The sequence below is a fragment of the Streptomyces sp. NPDC002209 genome, assembly GCF_042890265.1.
GTDB lineage: Bacteria > Actinomycetota > Actinomycetes > Streptomycetales > Streptomycetaceae > Streptomyces.
This window is the reverse complement of record NZ_JBIARX010000014.1, coordinates 101,414-117,823: the sequence shown is the minus strand read 5'-3', so window position 1 is coordinate 117,823 and position 16,410 is coordinate 101,414. Positions and strand designations below refer to the sequence as shown.

General features: G+C 74.9%; 12 protein-coding genes and 2 pseudogenes. 8 read left to right on the top strand and 6 right to left on the bottom strand.

Features of this window, described 5'->3' with window-relative positions:
- Nucleotide 1 precedes the first annotated feature (1 nt).
- From ACFYXK_RS25370 to ACFYXK_RS25360, 3 genes are read left to right on the top strand one after another with little or no spacing between them, the layout of a single operon-like run.
- A complete protein-coding gene (locus ACFYXK_RS25370; protein WP_389413164.1) occupies nt 2-796 on the top strand; it encodes a BTAD domain-containing putative transcriptional regulator in 795 nt (264 codons plus the stop codon).
- A gap of 20 nt (nt 797-816) precedes the next feature.
- On the top strand, nt 817-4,059 hold the full coding sequence (locus ACFYXK_RS25365) for a DUF3376 domain-containing protein (protein ID WP_389413163.1): 3,243 nt from the start codon (nt 817-819) through the stop codon (nt 4,057-4,059).
- Between the two features lie 44 nt (nt 4,060-4,103).
- Nucleotides 4,104-6,218, top strand: a complete 2,115-nt coding sequence (locus tag ACFYXK_RS25360) for a SpoIIE family protein phosphatase (RefSeq protein ID WP_389413162.1) — start codon at nt 4,104-4,106, stop codon at nt 6,216-6,218.
- 18 nt (nt 6,219-6,236) lie between these two features.
- Here ACFYXK_RS25360 and ACFYXK_RS25355 read toward each other — a convergent pair whose 3' ends face one another.
- Both ACFYXK_RS25355 and ACFYXK_RS25350 read right to left on the bottom strand, forming a co-directional pair.
- A complete protein-coding gene (locus ACFYXK_RS25355; RefSeq protein ID WP_389413161.1) occupies nt 6,237-9,026 on the bottom strand; it encodes a SpoIIE family protein phosphatase in 2,790 nt (929 codons plus the stop codon).
- 18 nt (nt 9,027-9,044) lie between these two features.
- Nucleotides 9,045-10,022, bottom strand: coding sequence for a GlxA family transcriptional regulator (locus ACFYXK_RS25350; protein ID WP_389413160.1), 978 nt, complete (start codon nt 10,020-10,022; stop codon nt 9,045-9,047).
- An 81-nt stretch (nt 10,023-10,103) separates the two neighbouring features.
- Between ACFYXK_RS25350 and ACFYXK_RS25345 the strand changes: the two genes are divergently transcribed.
- The gene (locus ACFYXK_RS25345; RefSeq protein WP_389413159.1) at nt 10,104-10,715 is read left to right on the top strand and encodes a cysteine hydrolase family protein; all 612 of its coding nucleotides are present in this window, start codon (nt 10,104-10,106) and stop codon (nt 10,713-10,715) included.
- On the opposite strand, the gene ACFYXK_RS25340 is transcribed toward ACFYXK_RS25345, so the two are convergent.
- Nucleotides 10,670-11,185, bottom strand: a complete 516-nt coding sequence (locus tag ACFYXK_RS25340) for a GNAT family N-acetyltransferase (RefSeq protein WP_389413158.1) — start codon at nt 11,183-11,185, stop codon at nt 10,670-10,672. The genes ACFYXK_RS25345 and ACFYXK_RS25340 overlap by 46 nt on opposite strands.
- A 147-nt stretch (nt 11,186-11,332) precedes the next feature.
- Nucleotides 11,333-12,481 (bottom strand): glycerate kinase, encoded by a 1,149-nt coding sequence (locus tag ACFYXK_RS25335; protein WP_389413157.1) that lies wholly within the window; start codon nt 12,479-12,481, stop codon nt 11,333-11,335.
- A gap of 143 nt (nt 12,482-12,624) precedes the next feature.
- On the opposite strand from ACFYXK_RS25335, the pseudogene ACFYXK_RS25330 reads away from it, so the two are divergent.
- From ACFYXK_RS25330 to ACFYXK_RS25315, 4 genes and pseudogenes are all read left to right on the top strand, one after another.
- Nucleotides 12,625-12,906: pseudogene (locus ACFYXK_RS25330) on the top strand (BCCT family transporter); the annotation flags it as partial.
- A gap of 24 nt (nt 12,907-12,930) precedes the next feature.
- Nucleotides 12,931-13,398: pseudogene (locus tag ACFYXK_RS25325) on the top strand (BCCT family transporter); the annotation flags it as partial.
- The gene (locus ACFYXK_RS25320; RefSeq protein WP_389413156.1) at nt 13,382-13,882 is read left to right on the top strand and encodes an NUDIX domain-containing protein; all 501 of its coding nucleotides are present in this window, start codon (nt 13,382-13,384) and stop codon (nt 13,880-13,882) included. The pseudogene ACFYXK_RS25325 and the gene ACFYXK_RS25320, both read left to right, overlap by 17 nt.
- Nucleotides 13,883-13,917: 35 nt before the next feature.
- Entirely contained in the window at nt 13,918-14,346 is a 429-nt protein-coding gene (locus tag ACFYXK_RS25315; RefSeq protein ID WP_389413155.1) for a hypothetical protein, read from the top strand.
- A 16-nt stretch (nt 14,347-14,362) separates the two neighbouring features.
- Here the strand turns inward: ACFYXK_RS25315 and ACFYXK_RS25310 are convergent, their stop codons facing one another.
- The gene (locus ACFYXK_RS25310) at nt 14,363-14,878 is read right to left on the bottom strand and encodes a methylated-DNA--[protein]-cysteine S-methyltransferase (protein WP_389413154.1); all 516 of its coding nucleotides are present in this window, start codon (nt 14,876-14,878) and stop codon (nt 14,363-14,365) included.
- A 15-nt stretch (nt 14,879-14,893) separates the two neighbouring features.
- A complete protein-coding gene (locus tag ACFYXK_RS25305; RefSeq protein WP_389413153.1) occupies nt 14,894-16,375 on the bottom strand; it encodes an AlkA N-terminal domain-containing protein in 1,482 nt (493 codons plus the stop codon).
- Between the last annotated feature and the right edge of the window lie 35 nt (nt 16,376-16,410).

Sequence of the window (16,410 nt, the reverse complement as noted above, 5' to 3'; positions counted from 1 at the left end):
TATGAACCAGCAGTTCCTCGAGTCACCGGTCCGTGTCCCCGGGCAGGGGGAGGCGCCGGCCCTCCACCTCCTCGGCGGCCCGCGCGTCGTCCATCAGGGGAGATGGCTGGACGTGCCGGAAGGGGGCAAGCGCCTGCTCGCGTTCGTCGCGCTCAACGGCGGCCGGGTCGAGCGCCGGCACGCCGCGGGCACGCTGTGGCCGTCCGGCGACGACCTGAGGGCGGCGGGGAACCTGCGGTCCGCGCTGTGGCGGCTCAAGGCCGCCGGCATCGACCTGCTCGACTCCGACAAGTGCTCGCTCGCCGTGCGCGAGCACACGGTGGTCGACCTGTACGTCCTGTACGGCTGGGCCGGGCGGCTCATCGGCGGCACCGCCACCAGCCAGGACCTCTCGGTGCTGAAATGGCGTACCGACGCGCTCGATCTGCTGCCCGGCTGGTACGACGACTGGGTGCTGCTGGAGCGCGAACGCGTCCGCCAGCGGCTGCTGCACGCGCTGGAGGCGCTGAGCCGCGAGCTGGCCCGCGTCGGCCGGCACGCCGAAGCGGTGGAATCCGCGCTGGTCGCGGTGAGCGCCGAACCGCTGCGCGAAAGCGCCCAGCGGGCCCTGATCGAGGCCCACTTGGCGGAAGGCAACCTGATCGAGGCGATGCGCACCTACGACACGTACCGCGACCTCGTGAAACGCGAACTCGGCGTGGAACCGGGATGTGAACTCTCCGGACTGATACGCAACTTCTGTCACTCGGCCACCCGCACCCGCGAGGTGGTGGCCGCCCGGGTGCGCCACGCCTGATCCAGGGCCAAGCTGGAGGCATGAGCGACGACCGGCCGGGCCGGCGCAGTACGGAACTGCGGCTGGCCCTCGCGATGCGCGGCGGGGTCAGTCTCGCCGTATGGACGGGCGGGGCCTGTTGCGAGACGGCGGCGCTCCGGGCGGCGGCGGGGCGGCAACCCGCCCCGGAAGCGGGCGTCTACGCAGGGCTGCTGGACACGTGCGGATACGAGGACGTCGACATCGACGTCCTCGTCGCAGCGAGTGCAGGGGGGATCAACGGCGTCCTGCTGGCCTGCCACCTCGTGTACGGGATGCCCTTCGGCCGGGGTGTGCGCGACCTGTGGCTGCGCCTGGGCGACCTCGAAGGGCTGCTGCGCCGCTCCACCCCCTTCCACGTACCGGCCTCGCTGATGCGCGGGGACGAGGTCTTCTACAAGGAGCTGCGCGGTGCGCTGGGCCGGCTCCTCGACGAGGCTCCGCCGGACCGGCGCCCGCCCGTCTCGCTGCGGCTGTTCCTGACGGCCACCCGATTGCGGCCCCGCGGGGACCTGGTCCGGCCCGCCCTCGGACGGCCGCTTCCGGTCGGGCGCTCCCGGGCCTACTTCCGCTTCCGGCACCGCGGCGCCCTGACGGACTTCCCCGACGACGTCACGGGCGCGGCCCGGGAGACGGCGCTGGACCGGCTGGCGTACGCGGCGCGGACCTCCTCGTCCTTTCCGGGAGCCTTCGAGCCGGGCCGGGTGTACGTCGGCAACGGCGCGCAGCCCGTGGAGGACCCGCCCCGGGTGGACATGCGCGGTGTCAGCAGCGAGAGCGGCCACCCCGATGAGGACCTGAACGGCTGCGCCGAACTCATGGACGGCGGGCTGCTGGACGACATCCCCGTCGCCTGGGCCGTACGGGCGGTCGCCGGGTCCCCCGTGGCCCGCAAGGCCGACCGCCGGCTGCTGTTCCTCCAGCCGGTGCCCCCGTTCCCGCCGCCCCCCGAGCCGGGCGGCAGCCGGTGCGTCACCCGCCTGGTGCGGATGGCCGCGAAGTCCCTGGCCGTGAAGACCGGCTCGGAGTCCCTGCGCGACGACGCCCTCGAACTGGGCGCCGCCGAGGCCGCGGCCGAGCAGCGGCGGGCCGTCCTCGGGGTGCTGCCCCCGACCCTCACCGAGCTGTACGACGCGGCGATGGCCCGGCTGGACCCGTACGCCCGCTCGGCCGGCCGCGCGGAGGCGCGCCGGCTGATCCGGCTGCTGGCGGACCCGGCGGAGGTGACCGGCCCGGACGCGCTGCCGCTGCCCGCGGGCCCCGGGCCGCTGGAGGCGCTGGACGAGAGCGCCGCGGAGGGCTCGGCGGTCCTCTTCGCCCGGCTGCGCCGGGCGGCGGACGGCCTGGCGGTGGGGCCCGGCACGCTGCCCGGCCCCGGGTACTCGCCGCTGGCCCTCGCGCGTGCCGTACGGCTCCTCATGGACTGGCTGGGGGCGTACGAGTCCGGCGCCGGGCCGGTGGAGGCGGCGTTGGTGGAGGCCTACCGGACGCGGCTGTTCGCGTGCCGCTCCGCCGTCGCCGCCCTGAACGCCGCCCGCGACCGGCTGCTGCTCGGCCGCTACCGGGCCGCCCTGTCCCCCGGACTGATGCCCGCCGACGCCACGGCCCCGTACGGCGAGGCGACCCGCCTGCTGGGCGCGCTCATGCCGCCCGTGCCCCCGCCCGAGGCCGCTCCCGCGCACTGGGAGACCTGGGCGGCGAACCTCGCGACGGCGGTCTGCTCCGGCTCCCTGCCGGAGGTCCCCGCGGCCGGCCCGGCGGCGGTCCCGGAGGGCTTCGGGCACCTGTGGGAACGCCTGGCGGACCTGGGCCAGGAGATCGGCCTGGACCTGAGCCCCGACGTCGACGGCTACGAGGCCCTCCACGCCGCCGCCCGCGGAGCCGGCCCGCCCATGACCGAGGCGCTGGCGTACGCCGAGGTGCTGCTCGGCCCGCTGCGTCCCGACCCGCTGGCCGAGGCCACCGACCTCGACTTCCACACCGTTTCGGCGGCCGACACCAGTTGGGCCACCCGCACGGTGCTGCCGCAGGTGGCCCCGGACTCCCCGCAGGACATGGTCAGGGCCAAGCTCAGCGGGAATGGGCTGAACAACTTCGCCGCGTTCCTCAGCGCCCGGTGGCGGATGAGCGACTGGACCTGGGGCCGCCTCGACGGGGCCGCGGCCCTCGTGTCGCTCGTCGCCACCGACGAGCGTCTGCACGACGCGTTCGGGGATCCCGCGGACCTCACCGCGCTCGGCGAGGAGATCGCCGGCGAGATGGCGCTCGGCCCGCGGTTCCCGGAGCTCTGGGCGCAGGACGTCACCACCCGGCCGGACGTGGCCCCCTGGGACCGGGTGCGGGACGTGCTCACCGCGGTCCGCCAGAACGAGATCCTCCACGAGGAGCTGCCGCTCCTGGCCGAGCTGCACCGCAAGGGCTTCCGGAGCGGCAACCGGCCCCCCGACTCCCCGCCGAACCCCCCGGGCCTGCCCACACGGGCCGCGTTCGACGCGGCCCTGGCGTCCTTCGGCGAGATCGGCGCCGAGGAGGCCGGCCGGCTGCTGCGCGCGCGGGATCCGCGCCGGACGGCCCTGCGGACCGGGCTCCTCGCCTGGCCGGCGCTCCAGCCCACCGGCAGGGCCGGGGCCCGCCCGGTACGGGGCCTCCTCGGCGCGCTGAAGCCACTGGTCTGCCTCCCGGTGCTGGTCGGGGTGGTGGCAGCGGTACCGGCCCTGTGCGCGGCCGTGCTGATGTGGACGGGCATCGCCTTCTCCACCGGCGACTGGTCCTCGCTCCCCGGCCACGTCCCGGTCTGCCTGTACGCCATGGTCGCCCTCGCGGCCCTCGTCCGGCAGCGGGTCCGGCCCGCCCGGCTGCGCGCTGCCGCCCTGCCGATCGCGGTGGCCGGACCACCCGTCGCCCTGTGGCAGCTGCGCGGCCTGCCCACCCCGGACGTCGGCGACGGGGCCCGCACGGTGATCGTCGCAGCCGCGTTCGCCCTCGCCGCCGCGGCCGTGCTGTACGTCGGCACGGACCGCCGGGCGCTGCTGCCGGGGGCCGCGGCGGTCGCCGGAGCGATCGCCGGCCTCGTCCAGTTCGGCCGCCCCGGGCTCGGCGGCTGGTGGGCCGCCCTCATCCTCTACGCCGTCCTCTCCTGGGTCACCTCCGTCCTCCCCTGGCTGTACCCGAGGCCGCACCCGCCCGTGTCCGGGGCCGCCGGCCGCACCGACCGGCGCAGCGCCCCGCGCCGATCGCTCGGATAGGGTGAATCGGTAGGAATCGGACCCCCCGGGGTGAGGTCGGTGCGGTGGACACATACCAGTCGACGAGCGAGGTCCCGGATCAGCCGGCCGCGGCTGTCGGGTACGCCGGTGTGCTCCGCGAACTGCTGCCGATCGCCCTGTGGCGGGAGGACGCCGACGGACTCATCGTCGAATGGTCGCTCGCCGCCCAGGACCTGCTCGGCCACCGCCCCGAGGACATCCTCGGCCTCCCCGGCACGTCCGTCCTCGTCCCCGAGACCAACCACGAGCTCGCCGAAGACCTGACCCGGCGCGTCCAGGCGGGTGAGACGGTGGTCGGCACCCTCCCCGTACGCCACCGCGACGGGCACCGCGTCACCATGGAGATGTGGATCGTCCCCGCCATCGACCCGCAGGGCCGTACGGGGGCCATGCTGATCGCCGTGGAGACCTCCGAGGTCCTGCGCATGCGGGACTCGCTCGCCGCCCTCCAGAGCCTCTTCACCCAGTCGCCCATCGGGCTCGCCACCCTCGGCCCCGACCTGCGCTTCCTGCGCGTCAACGACGCACTGGCCCGGATGAACGGCGTCTCGGCCGCCGACCACCTCGGCAAACGGCTCACCGAGGTCGTGCCCGGCGTCAACGCCGTCGCGCTCGAGGCGACGATGCAGCAGGTCATGGACCGGGGCACCGCCGTCGTCGACGTCCGCCGCACCGGCCGCACCCCGGCCGACCCCGAGCACGACCACACCTGGTCCTGCTCGTACGCCCCGCTGCTCGACGGCTCCGGCCGCCCGCTCGGCGTGATCGCCTCCCTCATCGACATCACCGAGAGCCAGCAGGCCCAGGTCGACGCCGAGCGGGCCCGGCGCCGCTTCGCCGTCCTCGCCGAGGCCGGCACCCGCATCGGCACCACCCTCGACCTCGACCAGACCGCCCGGGAGATCGTGCAGGTCCTCGTACCCCAGCTGGCCGACTCGGCCGACGTACAGCTGCTGGAGGCCGTCCTCGCACCCGACGACGCCGCGGCCACCCACCAGGGCGTGCTGCGCCGCCTGGCGGTCCAGTTCCCCGACCCGGACGCCCCCACCGCCCGGCTGGCACCCGGCCAGACCTTCCAGATCCCGGCGGAGTCGGTCTACGAGCAGGTCATCGCCGAGGGGCGGCCCATGAACCTGTACGTGTCCGACGTCCACGCGCTGCTCCCCGACCCGCGCGCCACGGAACTGCGCGACTACCTCACGACCCTCGGCTCCGCCCGGCTGATCCCGCTCGTCGCCCGCGGCACCGTGCTCGGCGCGGTCACCGTGACACGGGTGCGCGGCCGCGAGCCCTTCGACGAGCAGGACTGCGTACTCCTCGACGAGGTGGTCGCCCGCGGGGCGCTCAACATCGACAACGCCCGCATGTACACCAACCAGCGGCGGGCCGCCCTGACCCTCCAGCGCAGCCTCAGCAACAGCGCCCTGCCCGAGGTGACCGGCCTCGAACTCACCGGCCGCTACCTGCCCGCCAGCGACCACGACGTCGGCGGCGACTGGTTCGACGTCATCCAGCTGCCCGGCGGCCGCACCGGCCTGGTCATCGGGGACGTCATGGGCCACGGGATCCACGCCGCCGCCGTCATGGGGCAGCTGCGCACGGCCGTACGCACCCTCGCCCGCCACGACGTCTCCCCGACCCGGCTGCTGCGCTCGCTGGACGCCGCGGTCGCCGACCTCGGCGAGGACGAGATGGCGACCTGCGTCTACGCCGTCCACGACCCGGCCACCGGCGGCTGCACCATCGCCCGCGCCGGCCATCCGCCGCCCGCCGTGGCCACGGCGGGCGGGGAGGTCACCTTCCTCGACGGGCCGCCCGGCACCCCGCTGGGCACGGGAGCACGCGAGTTCCGCACCGAGCAGGTCGCCCTGCCGCCCGGAAGCCTGCTCGTGCTGTACACCGACGGGCTCATCGAGTCCCGCGACCGGGACCTCGACCAGGGCATGGCCCAGCTGGGGTGGGCGCTGCGCGACGCCGGACAGCCGCTGGACCGTTTGTGCGACGAGATCCTGGCGCGCCTGCTGCGGGGGGCCCCGCAGGACGACGTGGCGGTCCTGCTCGCCCGTACGGCGGCCGCCGGCCCCGCTGCCCCGCCGCCGGCCCCGGGCGCGGAGCCCGGCGCCGCCCCGGGCCCGTGACGCCGGCGCCCCCGCCCGTCACCAGGCCAGGTCCTCCAGCGACTCCAGGTCCATCACCGGCAACGCCGGCTCCGGGCCGCCGGTCAGCGGCAGCTCGGCCCAGATGACCTTGCCGCGCTCGGTGTACCGGGTGCCCCAGCGCTCGGCGTACTGCGCGACCAGGAACAGGCCGCGGCCGCCCTCGTCGGTGGTGGCCGCGTACCGCAGGTGCGGCGAGGTGCTGCTGCCGTCGGAGACCTCGCAGATGAGGTTCCGGTCCCGCAGCAGTCGCACCCGGATGGGCGCGGTCCCGTACCGGATGGCGTTGGTGATCAGCTCGCTGAGGATCAGCTCGGCCGTGAACGCGATGTCCCCCAGCCCCCAGGCGGCGAGCTGCGCCGAGCCCGCGTTGCGCACCCGGGAGACCGCGGCCGGGTCGGCGGGCACGTCCCACTCCGCGATCCGGTCCGCCTCCAGCCGCCGCGTGTCGGCGATCAGCAGGGCGATGTCGTCGCTCGGGGCCGGGAACAGCATCGCGGCCAGCACGTCCGCACAGGCCTGCTCGGGGCTGCGGCCGGGCAGGGAGAGCGTGTCGGCCAGCAGGCCGAGGCCGGTGTCGAAATCCCGGTCGCGGTCCTCCAGCAGGCCGTCCGTGAACAGCACGAGCCGGCTCGACTCCGGCAGCGGCAGCTCGGTGGCCTCGAAGGGCATGCCGCCCACGCCCAGCGGCAGCCCGGCGGGCAGCTCCGGGAACTCCACGCCCCCGTCGGGCCGGACCAGGGCCGGTCCGGGGTGCCCGGCGCTCGCCATCGTGCAGACCCCGGAGACCGGGTCGTAGACCGCGTACAGGCAGGTGGCGCCCGTGACGCCGGCCGCGTCGCCCGCGCCCTCACCGGCGTCCCCGGACTCGTTCTGGTCGATCCGGTGGATCAGCTCGTCCAGGTGGCCCAGCAGCTCGTCGGGCGGCATGTCCAGGGTGGAGAAGTTGTGCACGGCGGTCCGCAGCCGGCCCATCGTGGCCGCCGCGTGCACGCCGTGCCCGACGACGTCGCCGACGATCAGCGCCACACGGGCGCCGGCGAGCGGGATCACGTCGAACCAGTCCCCGCCCACCCCCGCCTTCGCGGGCAGGTACCGGAAGGCCACGTCCACCGCGCTCTGGTCCGGCAGCACCCGGGGCAGCAGGCTCCGCTGGAGGGCCACGGCCGTCGCGTGCTCCCGGGTGAAGCGGCGGGCGTTGTCGATGGAGACGGCCGCCCGCGCCCCCAGCTCCTCCGCGAACGACAGGTCCTCCTCGTCGAAGGCCTCCGGGGTGTCGGCGGCCCGCCAGAAGTTGGCCATGCCGAGGACCACGCCGCGGGCCTGGAGCGGCACCGAGATCAGCGAATGCAGCCCGTACCCCAGCGCCTCGCGGGTGCCCGCCTCGTCCTGGGCCCGCCAGCCCATCGCCGCGTTCAGATCGGCCGCGAGCACCGCGTGCCCGGCGTCCAGGGCCGCCGCCATCGGAGCGGTGGGCACCTCGAAGCGGATGATGTCGCCGACCGGCTGGAGCGGCTGGTCGGTGCGCACCCCGCTCATCGCCGCCCTGCGCATCTGCGAGTACATGCCGGTGGCCGGCGAGGGCTCCTCGCCCTTCAGCACCGGCTCCAGCAGCTCCACGGTGACGAAGTCGGCGAACCGGGGCACGGCCACCTCGGACAGCTCCTCGGCGGTCCGCACCACGTCCAGCGTGGTCCCGATCCGCCCTCCCGCGTCGTACAGCAGCTGGAGCCGCTCGCGGGCCACCTCGGCGCGTCCGGAGAGCGAGGCGAGCTCCGTGGTGTCGCGCAGGGTCATGACGCTGCCGGACGGGTGTCCTCCGTACGGCTTGGTCGGGCGGACGTTGACGGCGAGGAGCCGGTCGCCCGCCAGGTGCACCTCGTCCGTCGCGACCCGCCCGGACACCAGCAGCGAGGTGGTGCGCGGGTCGAGGCCCAGCTCGCGCACATGGCGCTGCTCGGCGTCGGGCGGCAGGTTCAAGAGCCGCCGGGCCTCGTCGTTGGCGAGCAGCAGCCGCTGGTCGGCGCCGATGATCAGGACACCCTCGCGCACCGCGTGCAGGACCGCCTCGTGGTGCTCGTTCATCCGGGCCATCTCCCTCTCGCCCAGGCCCCGGGTCTGGCGCCGCAGCCGCCGGCTGACCAGGGCGGCGCCGCCCGTGCCGAGCAGCAGCGCGCCCGCGGCGGCGCCGAGCAGCAGCGGCAGCTGGCCCTCGACGACATCGGAGACCTTGGCGACCTCGATGCCGGTGCCGACCAGGCCGACGACCGCCCCGTTCGCGTCCCGTACCGGGACCACGGCGCGGACCGCATCGCTCGGCGACCCCTTGAACACCTCGGTGAAGGACTGCCCGCCGACGGCCCGCGAGAGGTCGCCGGTGGCCCGTTTGCCGATCAGCTCCGGCCGCGGGTCGGTGTAGCGGACCCCGTCGGGCGTCATCACGGCGATGAAGTCGACGCCCGAGGCCCGCCGGGCGGCCTCGGCCAGGGGTTGCAGTTCGTCCGTCGGGTTCGGCGTCTTCAGGGCTTCGGGGAGGCCGGGGGCGTGCGCGAAGGCCTCCGCGGCCGCCAGCGAGCGGTGGCGCGCGTCGCGCTCGGTGTCGTACCGCTCCTGGAACACGAGGGCCAGCGAGGCCGCGGCGATCAGCAGCACCACGATGACCGCCTGGAGCGTGAAGACCTGACCGGCGACGCTGCGGGCGCCCAGGGAGAGACGCGGCGGCAGGCCCGGGTCCCGCCCGGTCGGCTGCCCGGGTGGGGATCCCCTGGGTCGACCCAAACGTCCGGTCATGAGCCATTTCTAACACTGTCACCGGGATTTGGGCGGGGCTGCTGGTGTGGCGATCGCCGCACTGCGGTACGCACGGGGGCCGAGGCCCACGTACGAGGTGAAGTGCTGGCGGAAGGTGACCTCGCTGGCGAAGCCCGCGCGGCGGGCCACTTCCGCAACCGGATGGTCGGTGCGCTCCAGGAGCTTGCGGGCCTGGTCCAGGCGGTGGCCGAGCAGCCAGCGGTGCGGGGTGGTGCCGGTGGAGGCGACGAAATGGCGGGCGAAGGAGCGCGGCGACATCCCCGCCCAGCGGGCCAGCGTGGCCACGGACAGCGGCTCGTGCAGATGGCGCAGGGCCCGCTCACGTACGGCCGCCAGGGCCTCGGCGGTCCGGTCCGCCGTCGGGGTGGGCCGGTCCAGGTACTGGGCGTGCCCGCCGGTGCGGAACGGTCCCGTCACCATGGACCGGGCGATGGCGGCGGCGGCCTCCGCCCCGTGGGCCTCCCGTACGAGGTGCAGGCAGAGGTCGATCCCGGAGGCCACCCCCGCGGAGGTCCACAGCCCGCCGTCCTCCACGTACAGCGGGGCGTCCTCGACCAGCACGGAGGGATGGCGCTCGGCGAGCTGCGGGGCCAGCCACCAGTGCGTCACGGCCCGGCGGCCCGCCAGCAGGCCCGCCTCCGCGAGGATGAACGCCCCGGCGCACAGTGCGGCGACCGGCACGCCCCGGGCGTGCGCGTCCCGCAGGGCGGCCAGGACCGGCCCGGGCGTCGGGGCGGCGGGTTCGGCCAGCGCCGGCACGACGACGAGATCGGCCTCGGCCAGCCAGTCGAGCCGCCGGTCGGGGGCCAGGGTGAGCCCGCCGGGCAGCGCGATCGGCTCGGTGTCCACGGCGCACCGGCGCAGCTCGAAGCGGGGGACGCCGAGGTGGCTGCGGTCGGGGCCCCAGACCTCGGTGATGACGGCGAGGTCGAAGCTGCGGATCCCGGGCTGGACGACGACGGCTACACGATGCATGCTGCCATCCTGGCAGGATCCCATCGATTCGGGTCCCGGTTGCCGCTGTCGACGCGGCGGCGGGCCGAAGATCATGAAGTCATGACGAAGAACGAGATCGCACTCGCCCCGAACGCCGCCCTGCTGGTCATCGACGTACAGAAGGGCTTCGACGACGCCTCCTACTGGGGCCCGCGCAACAACCCGGCCGCCGACGCCAACATCGCCGCGCTGATGGATGCCTGGCAGGAGTCCGGCCGCCCCGTGGTGCTCGTCCGGCACGCCTCGCGGGCCGCGGGCTCGGTCCTGGCCGCCGACCACCCCGGCCACGCCTTCAAGGACTTCGTGGCCGACCGGGCGGGGCAGGAGGCCCTGCTGGTCACCAAGACCGTGAACTCCTCCTTCTACGGCACCCCGGACCTGGCCGCATGGCTCACCGCCCAGGGCATCGGCCAGCTCGTGGTCTGCGGGATCCAGACCAACATGTGCGTCGAGACCACCGCACGGATGGCCGGGAACCTGGGCTACGACGTACTCGTCCCGCTCGACGCCACCCACACCTTCGACCTCGAGGGCCCGGACGGGCTCCGGCTGACCGCCGACGAGCTGGCCGCCGCCACCGCCGTCAACCTCCAGGGCGGCGGCTTCGCCCGGGTGGTGAGCACCGCTCAGCTGCTCGCCGCCTCCGGGGCGCCCGCCCAGCTCACCGCGTAGTACCTCAGCCGCTCGTCCTCCCCGACGAGCCGCATCCCGGCCGCGGCCATGACCCGGTGCGAGGCCGCGTTCTCCCGGTCCGCATCACCCGCCGCCCCGCTCGCCCCGTGCGCGCGGGCATGGCCGAGCAGGGCCCGCAGGGCCTCGGCGGCGTAGCCCCGGCCGCGGGCGGCCGGGATCAGCCCGTAGCCGACGGTCACCACCCCGGCCGCGTCGGCCGGGCCGTGGAAGCCCGCCCCGCCGATCGTCAGCCCGTCGCCCCGGCGGCGGATCTCGTACGCGCCGAACGGCGCGGGATCCCCGGTCTCGGCCAGCACCCGCAGGTACCGCCGGGCTCCGGCCCGGTCTCCGTCGTCCGGATACCCGGGCCCCCACCGGCACCCAGCCCCGGGCACCCCGGAGAGGAGCCCCCGCGCCCGCGCCGGATCCAGGGGTACGAGTACGAGTCGCTCGGTCGGCAGCTGGTCCATGCCTCCACGGATAGCAGCCGAACCCGCCGCCCCGCACCGGGGTTCTTGCGGCTCACGCCCCCAGCCGCGCGTGGCGGACCGGCCGCCGAACGCCGAGGCCCGGCACCCCCGAGCGGGGGTACCGGGCCTCGTACGGCCGTCCGGGGGTCAGAGCACGTCGGCGGCGATGTTGGCCGCAACACGCTCCAGCAGGGGACCCGCGTTCGGGATCGACTTGGCCGGGTCGGGCTCCAGGTCCGTCAGCGGGTACGCCTTGCGGATGCCGGCCGCCTCCAGGGCCTCCTGGCCCAGCAGCAGCCGCCCGCACACCGCCACGACCGGCTTGCCCGCCGCGCGCGCCGCCGCCGCGACGCCGGCCGGGGCCTTGCCGTGCAGGGTCTGCTCGTCCAGCGAGCCCTCACCGGTGATCACCAGCGTCGCCCGCTGCAGGGCCGGAGCGAACCCCAGCACCTCCAGCATCAGCTCGATGCCGGGCCGGAACGACGCACCGAGCAGCAGTGCCCCGTACCCGATACCGCCCGCGCCACCCGCACCGGGCGCGGCGGCCAGCCGGCCCGCCTTCTCGCCGATCGACTTCTCCAGTACCACCGCGAAGTGCGCCAGCGCCGCGTCCAGCGCCGCCACGTCCTCGGGCGACGCCCCCTTCTGCGGGCCGTAGACCGCGGGCGCGCCCTTCGGGCCCGTCAGCGGGTTGTCCACGTCGCTCGCCAGGACGAGGTCGACCTCCGCGAAGCGCGGGTCGACCCCGGACAGGTCGGCGGACGCCAGCTCCGCGAGCGCGCCGCCGCCCGGACCGACCGGTTCACCGTTCGCGTCCAGGAACACCGCGCCCAGCGCGGCCAGCATCCCCGCACCGCCGTCGGTGGTGGCGCTGCCGCCCACACCGAACACGATCGAGCGCGCCCCCGCGTCCAGCGCGGCCCTGAGCAGCTCGCCCGAGCCGTACGTGGTCGCCGTCAGCGGGGCGAACACACCCGCCGGCAGCAGCTGCAGCCCGGAGGCCTCCGCCATCTCGACCACGGCGGTGCCGTCACGCAGCGCGAAAGCGGCCGTGACCTGCTCACCGAGCGGACCGGTGACCCGTACCTCCCGGCGTTCGAACCCGGCCGCCACGGCGGCCGCGACCGTACCGTCGCCGCCGTCCGCGACGGGGAGGGTCTCGATCTCCACGCCCGGTACGGCCTTGCGGAGGCCCGCCGTCACCCGCTCCGCGACCTGAACGGCCGTGAGCGAGCCCTTGAATTTGTCCGCGGCGATGAGCACGCGCGCGGTCTCAGTTACTGCTCCGTCCGTCACCTTGCTAATCCCTTGCTATCGAACAGTGCAGTCGCGCCCCCATGAGCCTATCCGGAGGATCCTCCTATGCCCATGGGTGGCCTGGGTCACGCCCGGCGCTCCATGCCCGTAAATGCGGATATACGCCTGCATAGTGTGGCCGCATGAGCGCGGAATCGCTGGAAGACGCACGTCCGGAAGGTGCGAACCCCGAACCGGACCGTGCCGTCGTCACCGCCGGCGTGGTCGCCGTACTCGCCGTCGTCGCCTGGGCGGCGCCGGGCAAGGATTCCTTCGACACCGCGTCGAGCACCGCGCTGGCCCGGGTGCTGGCCAACTTCGCCTGGCCGTTCGTGATCGCCGCCGACGCCTTCCTCGTCATGTGCGTCGTCCTCGCGATCAGCCGGTTCGGCCGGATCAGGCTCGGCGCCGACGACTCCGAACCCGAGTTCACGAACCGCCTTCGTCCCGCTGATGGGGGAGGAGCGCGCGGGCGGCCTGCCCGGCAGGGCCATCGACCTGCTCGCCGTCTTCGCGACCGTCTTCGGCACGGCGACCAGCCTCGGCCTCGGAGCGCTCCAGGTCGCCGAAGGCCTCCACATCACGGCCGGCATCGAGGAGGCGTGGAATGGCTCGGCACGATCAACATCGTGCTCGCGGCGGCCCTGATGACCTTCGTGTTCCTGCTCGGCCCGACCGTCCACATCCTCGACGTGATCCCCGCCGGCGTGGGCAGCAGCTACCTGCACACCAGCCGCGGCTCGCTGGACCCGCCCACCTGGCTCGTCGTCACCTGGGGCGTGCCGATGGCGGCGGCCCCGGCCGTACTCCTGGTCGCCGGCGGCCTCAAGTCCCCGCAGACCGCCACCATCCCCCGGAGCCGTGAACCCGGCGGCCGGGGCCGCTGGGTAGGGTGGCGGCGTGACCACCACGGATGACTACGCCACGTACATCGCGAGCCTGCCCCGGGTGCTGGCCGGAGCCGCCGCCCTCTACCGGGACGCCGAGGGCCGGGTGCTGCTCGTCGAGCCCAACTACCGTGAGGGCTGGGCCCTGCCGGGCGGCACCATCGAGTCGGACCAGGGCGAGTCCCCGCGCACGGCGGCCCGCCGCGAGAGCGCCGAGGAGATCGGCCTCGACCTGCCGCTCGGCCGGCTGCTCGCCGTCGACTGGACGCTGGGCGAGGGCCGCCCGCCGCTGGTCGCCTACCTCTACGACGGCGGCGTGCTCGACGCGGCACAGCTCGCCTCGATCAAGCTCCAGGAGGAGGAACTGCTCTCCTGGCGCCTGGTCGAGCCCGCCGAACTCACCGCCTACCTCCCCGGATCGCTCGGCCGGCGCACCCGAGAGGCCTACCGGGTCCTCGAGTCCGGCGAGGGCGCCGCGGAGCTGGAGAACGGCACGCGCCCGGTCTCCTCGTGACACCGGGCTTACTTCGAGCAGGACAGAATCATCTGATGATCACGATGTACGCCTGGCCCAGCACCGCCGATGGGCCCGACGCCCTGCCCATGGTCCACTTCACCACCGAAGAACAGGCGGGCGGCGAGGTCACCGCCGAGGGGACGCCGGTGTGGCTGTTCGACACCGCGATACGCGAGGGCGGCTGGGCCCAGTTCACCGATTTCGAGGGCTGGTCCGTCCCCGCCGCCGGCTGGCAGGCCTTCTACCGCCGCGAGGACGACCTCCTCGCCGTCACGGGCCCCGGCGCCTGCGAGGGCTGGTACCAGGGCAACCTCGGCGCCGACGCCGACTGGGTGGCGGCGGCCGGCGCCCAGCAGAGCGTGGTCCTGCTCGCCGCCCCCGTCCAGCACCCCTCGCTCTTCGGCTACGCGGTGGAGGCGGGCGCCGCGTTCGCCCTGCTCGTCCCGCTCGCGCTGGTCTGACCCACGCCGGGCCGGCTCAGAGGGCGGCCTCGCCGGCCTCGAAGGCCAGCAGCCGCACCTTGCGCTCGACACCGCCGCCGTAGCCGGTCATGCTGCCCGAGGCGCCGATCACCCGGTGGCACGGCACGATGATGCTCACCGGATTCTTCCCGTTGGCCAGGCCCACCGCGCGCGAGGCGTTCGGCTTGCCGAGCCGGGCCGCGAGCTCCCCGTACGACCAGGTCTCGCCGTACGGGATCCGTACGAGCTCGTCCCACACGCTGCGCTGGAACGCGGTGCCCTCGAGCCGGACGGGCACGTCGAACTCGGTCAGCTCCCCGGCGAAGTACGCGGTCAGCTGCCGCACGACCTCGGGGAACGGCTCCTCGGTCGCGGCGACCCGCTCCCCGAAGGACTCCTCGGCGGGCCGGTGCCGCTGCCCGGTCATGTACAGCCCGCTGAGGACGCCGTCCGTGGCGACCAGGGTGAGCGCGCCGTAGGGGCTCTCGACGACGGTGTGCTGCTTGGTGCTCATGGTGCCGGTGGTGCTCATGACGGGATGCACTCCTCAGACGGGCAGGTGGTTGACGGGGTGGGCGTCGGTGGCCCACAGGTACTGCACGGCGTACGCGCGCCAGGGCCGCCAGCCGGCCGCCCGGGCGGTGAGCGCCGCGGGCGTGGACGGCAGCCCGAGCTCCTTCGCGGCCCGCCGGACCCCGAGGTCGGACGGCAGGAAGGCGTCGGGATCGCCCAGCGCCCGCATCGCGATCACCTCGGTGGTCCACGGGCCGAACCCGGGCATCGCGTTCAGCTGCGCGCGGGCCGCCTCCCAGTCGCTGTCGATACCGAGCGGGAGGGAGCCGTCGGCCAGCGCGCCGACGAGCGTGGTGAGGGTGGCGCGCCGGCTGGCCGGCAGGGCCAGCGACTGCGGGTCCAGGGCGGCCAGCGCCTGCGGCGAGGGGAACAGGTGGGTCAGCCCGCCCTCGGGATCGGGGTCGGCCACCGGTTCCCCGTACGAGGCGACCAGCCGGGCGGCGTGCGTACGGGCCGCCGCCGTGGACACCTGCTGGCCGAGCACCGCCCGTACGGCGAACTCCGCCGCGTCGACCGTACGCGGCACCCGGCGCCCCGGGGCCTTGTCCACGAGCGGGACCAGCAGCGGGTCGGTGCGCAGCTGCTCGTCGACGGCCTCGGGGTCGGCGTCGAGGTCGAGCATCCAGCGGCAGCGGCTGATGGCGATGGTGAGGTCGCGCAGGTCGGTGAGGGCGAGCTGGCAGCCGATGTGGTCGGGCTGCGGGGTCAGCGCGACGACCCCGGTGCCGTACGGGAGCCGCAGCGTCCGGCGGTACGCACCGGACCGCCACTCCTCGACGCCGGGGACGGCGGTCGCGGCGAGGTGGCCGAAGAGGTTGTCGGGGTTGAGCGGGGCCCGGAACGGCAGGCGCAGGCTGATGGTCCCGGGAACCCGCGGGATGTGGCGGTTCGCCTTCTCGGCCCGCAGGCGCAGCTCGCCGGGGGCGAGGGCGAAGACCTCGCGGACGGTCTCGTTGAAGGTCCGGATGGAGGAGAACCCGGCGGCGAAGGCGATGTCGCCCATGGGCAGCTCGGAGGTCTCGATCAGCAGCCGTGCGGTCTGGGCGCGCTGCGCCCGGGCGAGGGCGAGGGGCCCGGCGCCGAGTTCGGCGTTCAGCTGCCGCTCGACCTGGCGGGTCGAGTACCCCAGCCGGACCGCCAGCCCGGGCACGCCCTCGCGGTCCACGACGCCGTCCTGGATGAGCCGCATGGCCCGGGCGACGGCATCGGCGCGGGCGTTCCACTCGGGGGAGCCGGGGGAGGTGTCGGGCCGGCACCGCTTGCAGGCCCGGAACCCGGCCTGCTGGCAGGCGGCGGCGCTGGGCAGGAAGGTCATGTTCTCGACCTTGGGCGGCACCGCGGGGCAGCTGGGACGGCAGTAGATCCCGGTGGTCCGCACGGCGGTGAAGAACCACCCGTCGAAACGGGCGTCCTTCGACTGCACGGCCCTGACGCAGCGCTCGGTGTCGGTGTACATGGCTCCAGGATCCCGGCCCAGTCCCTGCGGGGCTG

Excerpts from the sequence above, each read along its gene's own strand:
- ACFYXK_RS25370 (WP_389413164.1), top strand. The coding sequence starts at position 2 with ATGAACCAGCAGTTCCTCGAGTCACCGGTCCGTGTCCCCGGGCAGGGG.
- ACFYXK_RS25365 (WP_389413163.1), top strand. The coding sequence starts at position 817 with ATGAGCGACGACCGGCCGGGCCGGCGCAGTACGGAACTGCGGCTGGCC.
- ACFYXK_RS25355 (WP_389413161.1), bottom strand. The coding sequence starts at position 9,026 with ATGACCGGACGTTTGGGTCGACCCAGGGGATCCCCACCCGGGCAGCCG.
- ACFYXK_RS25350 (WP_389413160.1), bottom strand. The coding sequence starts at position 10,022 with ATGCATCGTGTAGCCGTCGTCGTCCAGCCCGGGATCCGCAGCTTCGAC.
- ACFYXK_RS25345 (WP_389413159.1), top strand. The coding sequence starts at position 10,104 with ATGACGAAGAACGAGATCGCACTCGCCCCGAACGCCGCCCTGCTGGTC.
- ACFYXK_RS25340 (WP_389413158.1), bottom strand. The coding sequence starts at position 11,185 with ATGGACCAGCTGCCGACCGAGCGACTCGTACTCGTACCCCTGGATCCG.
- ACFYXK_RS25315 (WP_389413155.1), top strand. The coding sequence starts at position 13,918 with ATGATCACGATGTACGCCTGGCCCAGCACCGCCGATGGGCCCGACGCC.
- ACFYXK_RS25310 (WP_389413154.1), bottom strand. The coding sequence starts at position 14,878 with ATGAGCACCACCGGCACCATGAGCACCAAGCAGCACACCGTCGTCGAG.
- ACFYXK_RS25305 (WP_389413153.1), bottom strand. The coding sequence starts at position 16,375 with ATGTACACCGACACCGAGCGCTGCGTCAGGGCCGTGCAGTCGAAGGAC.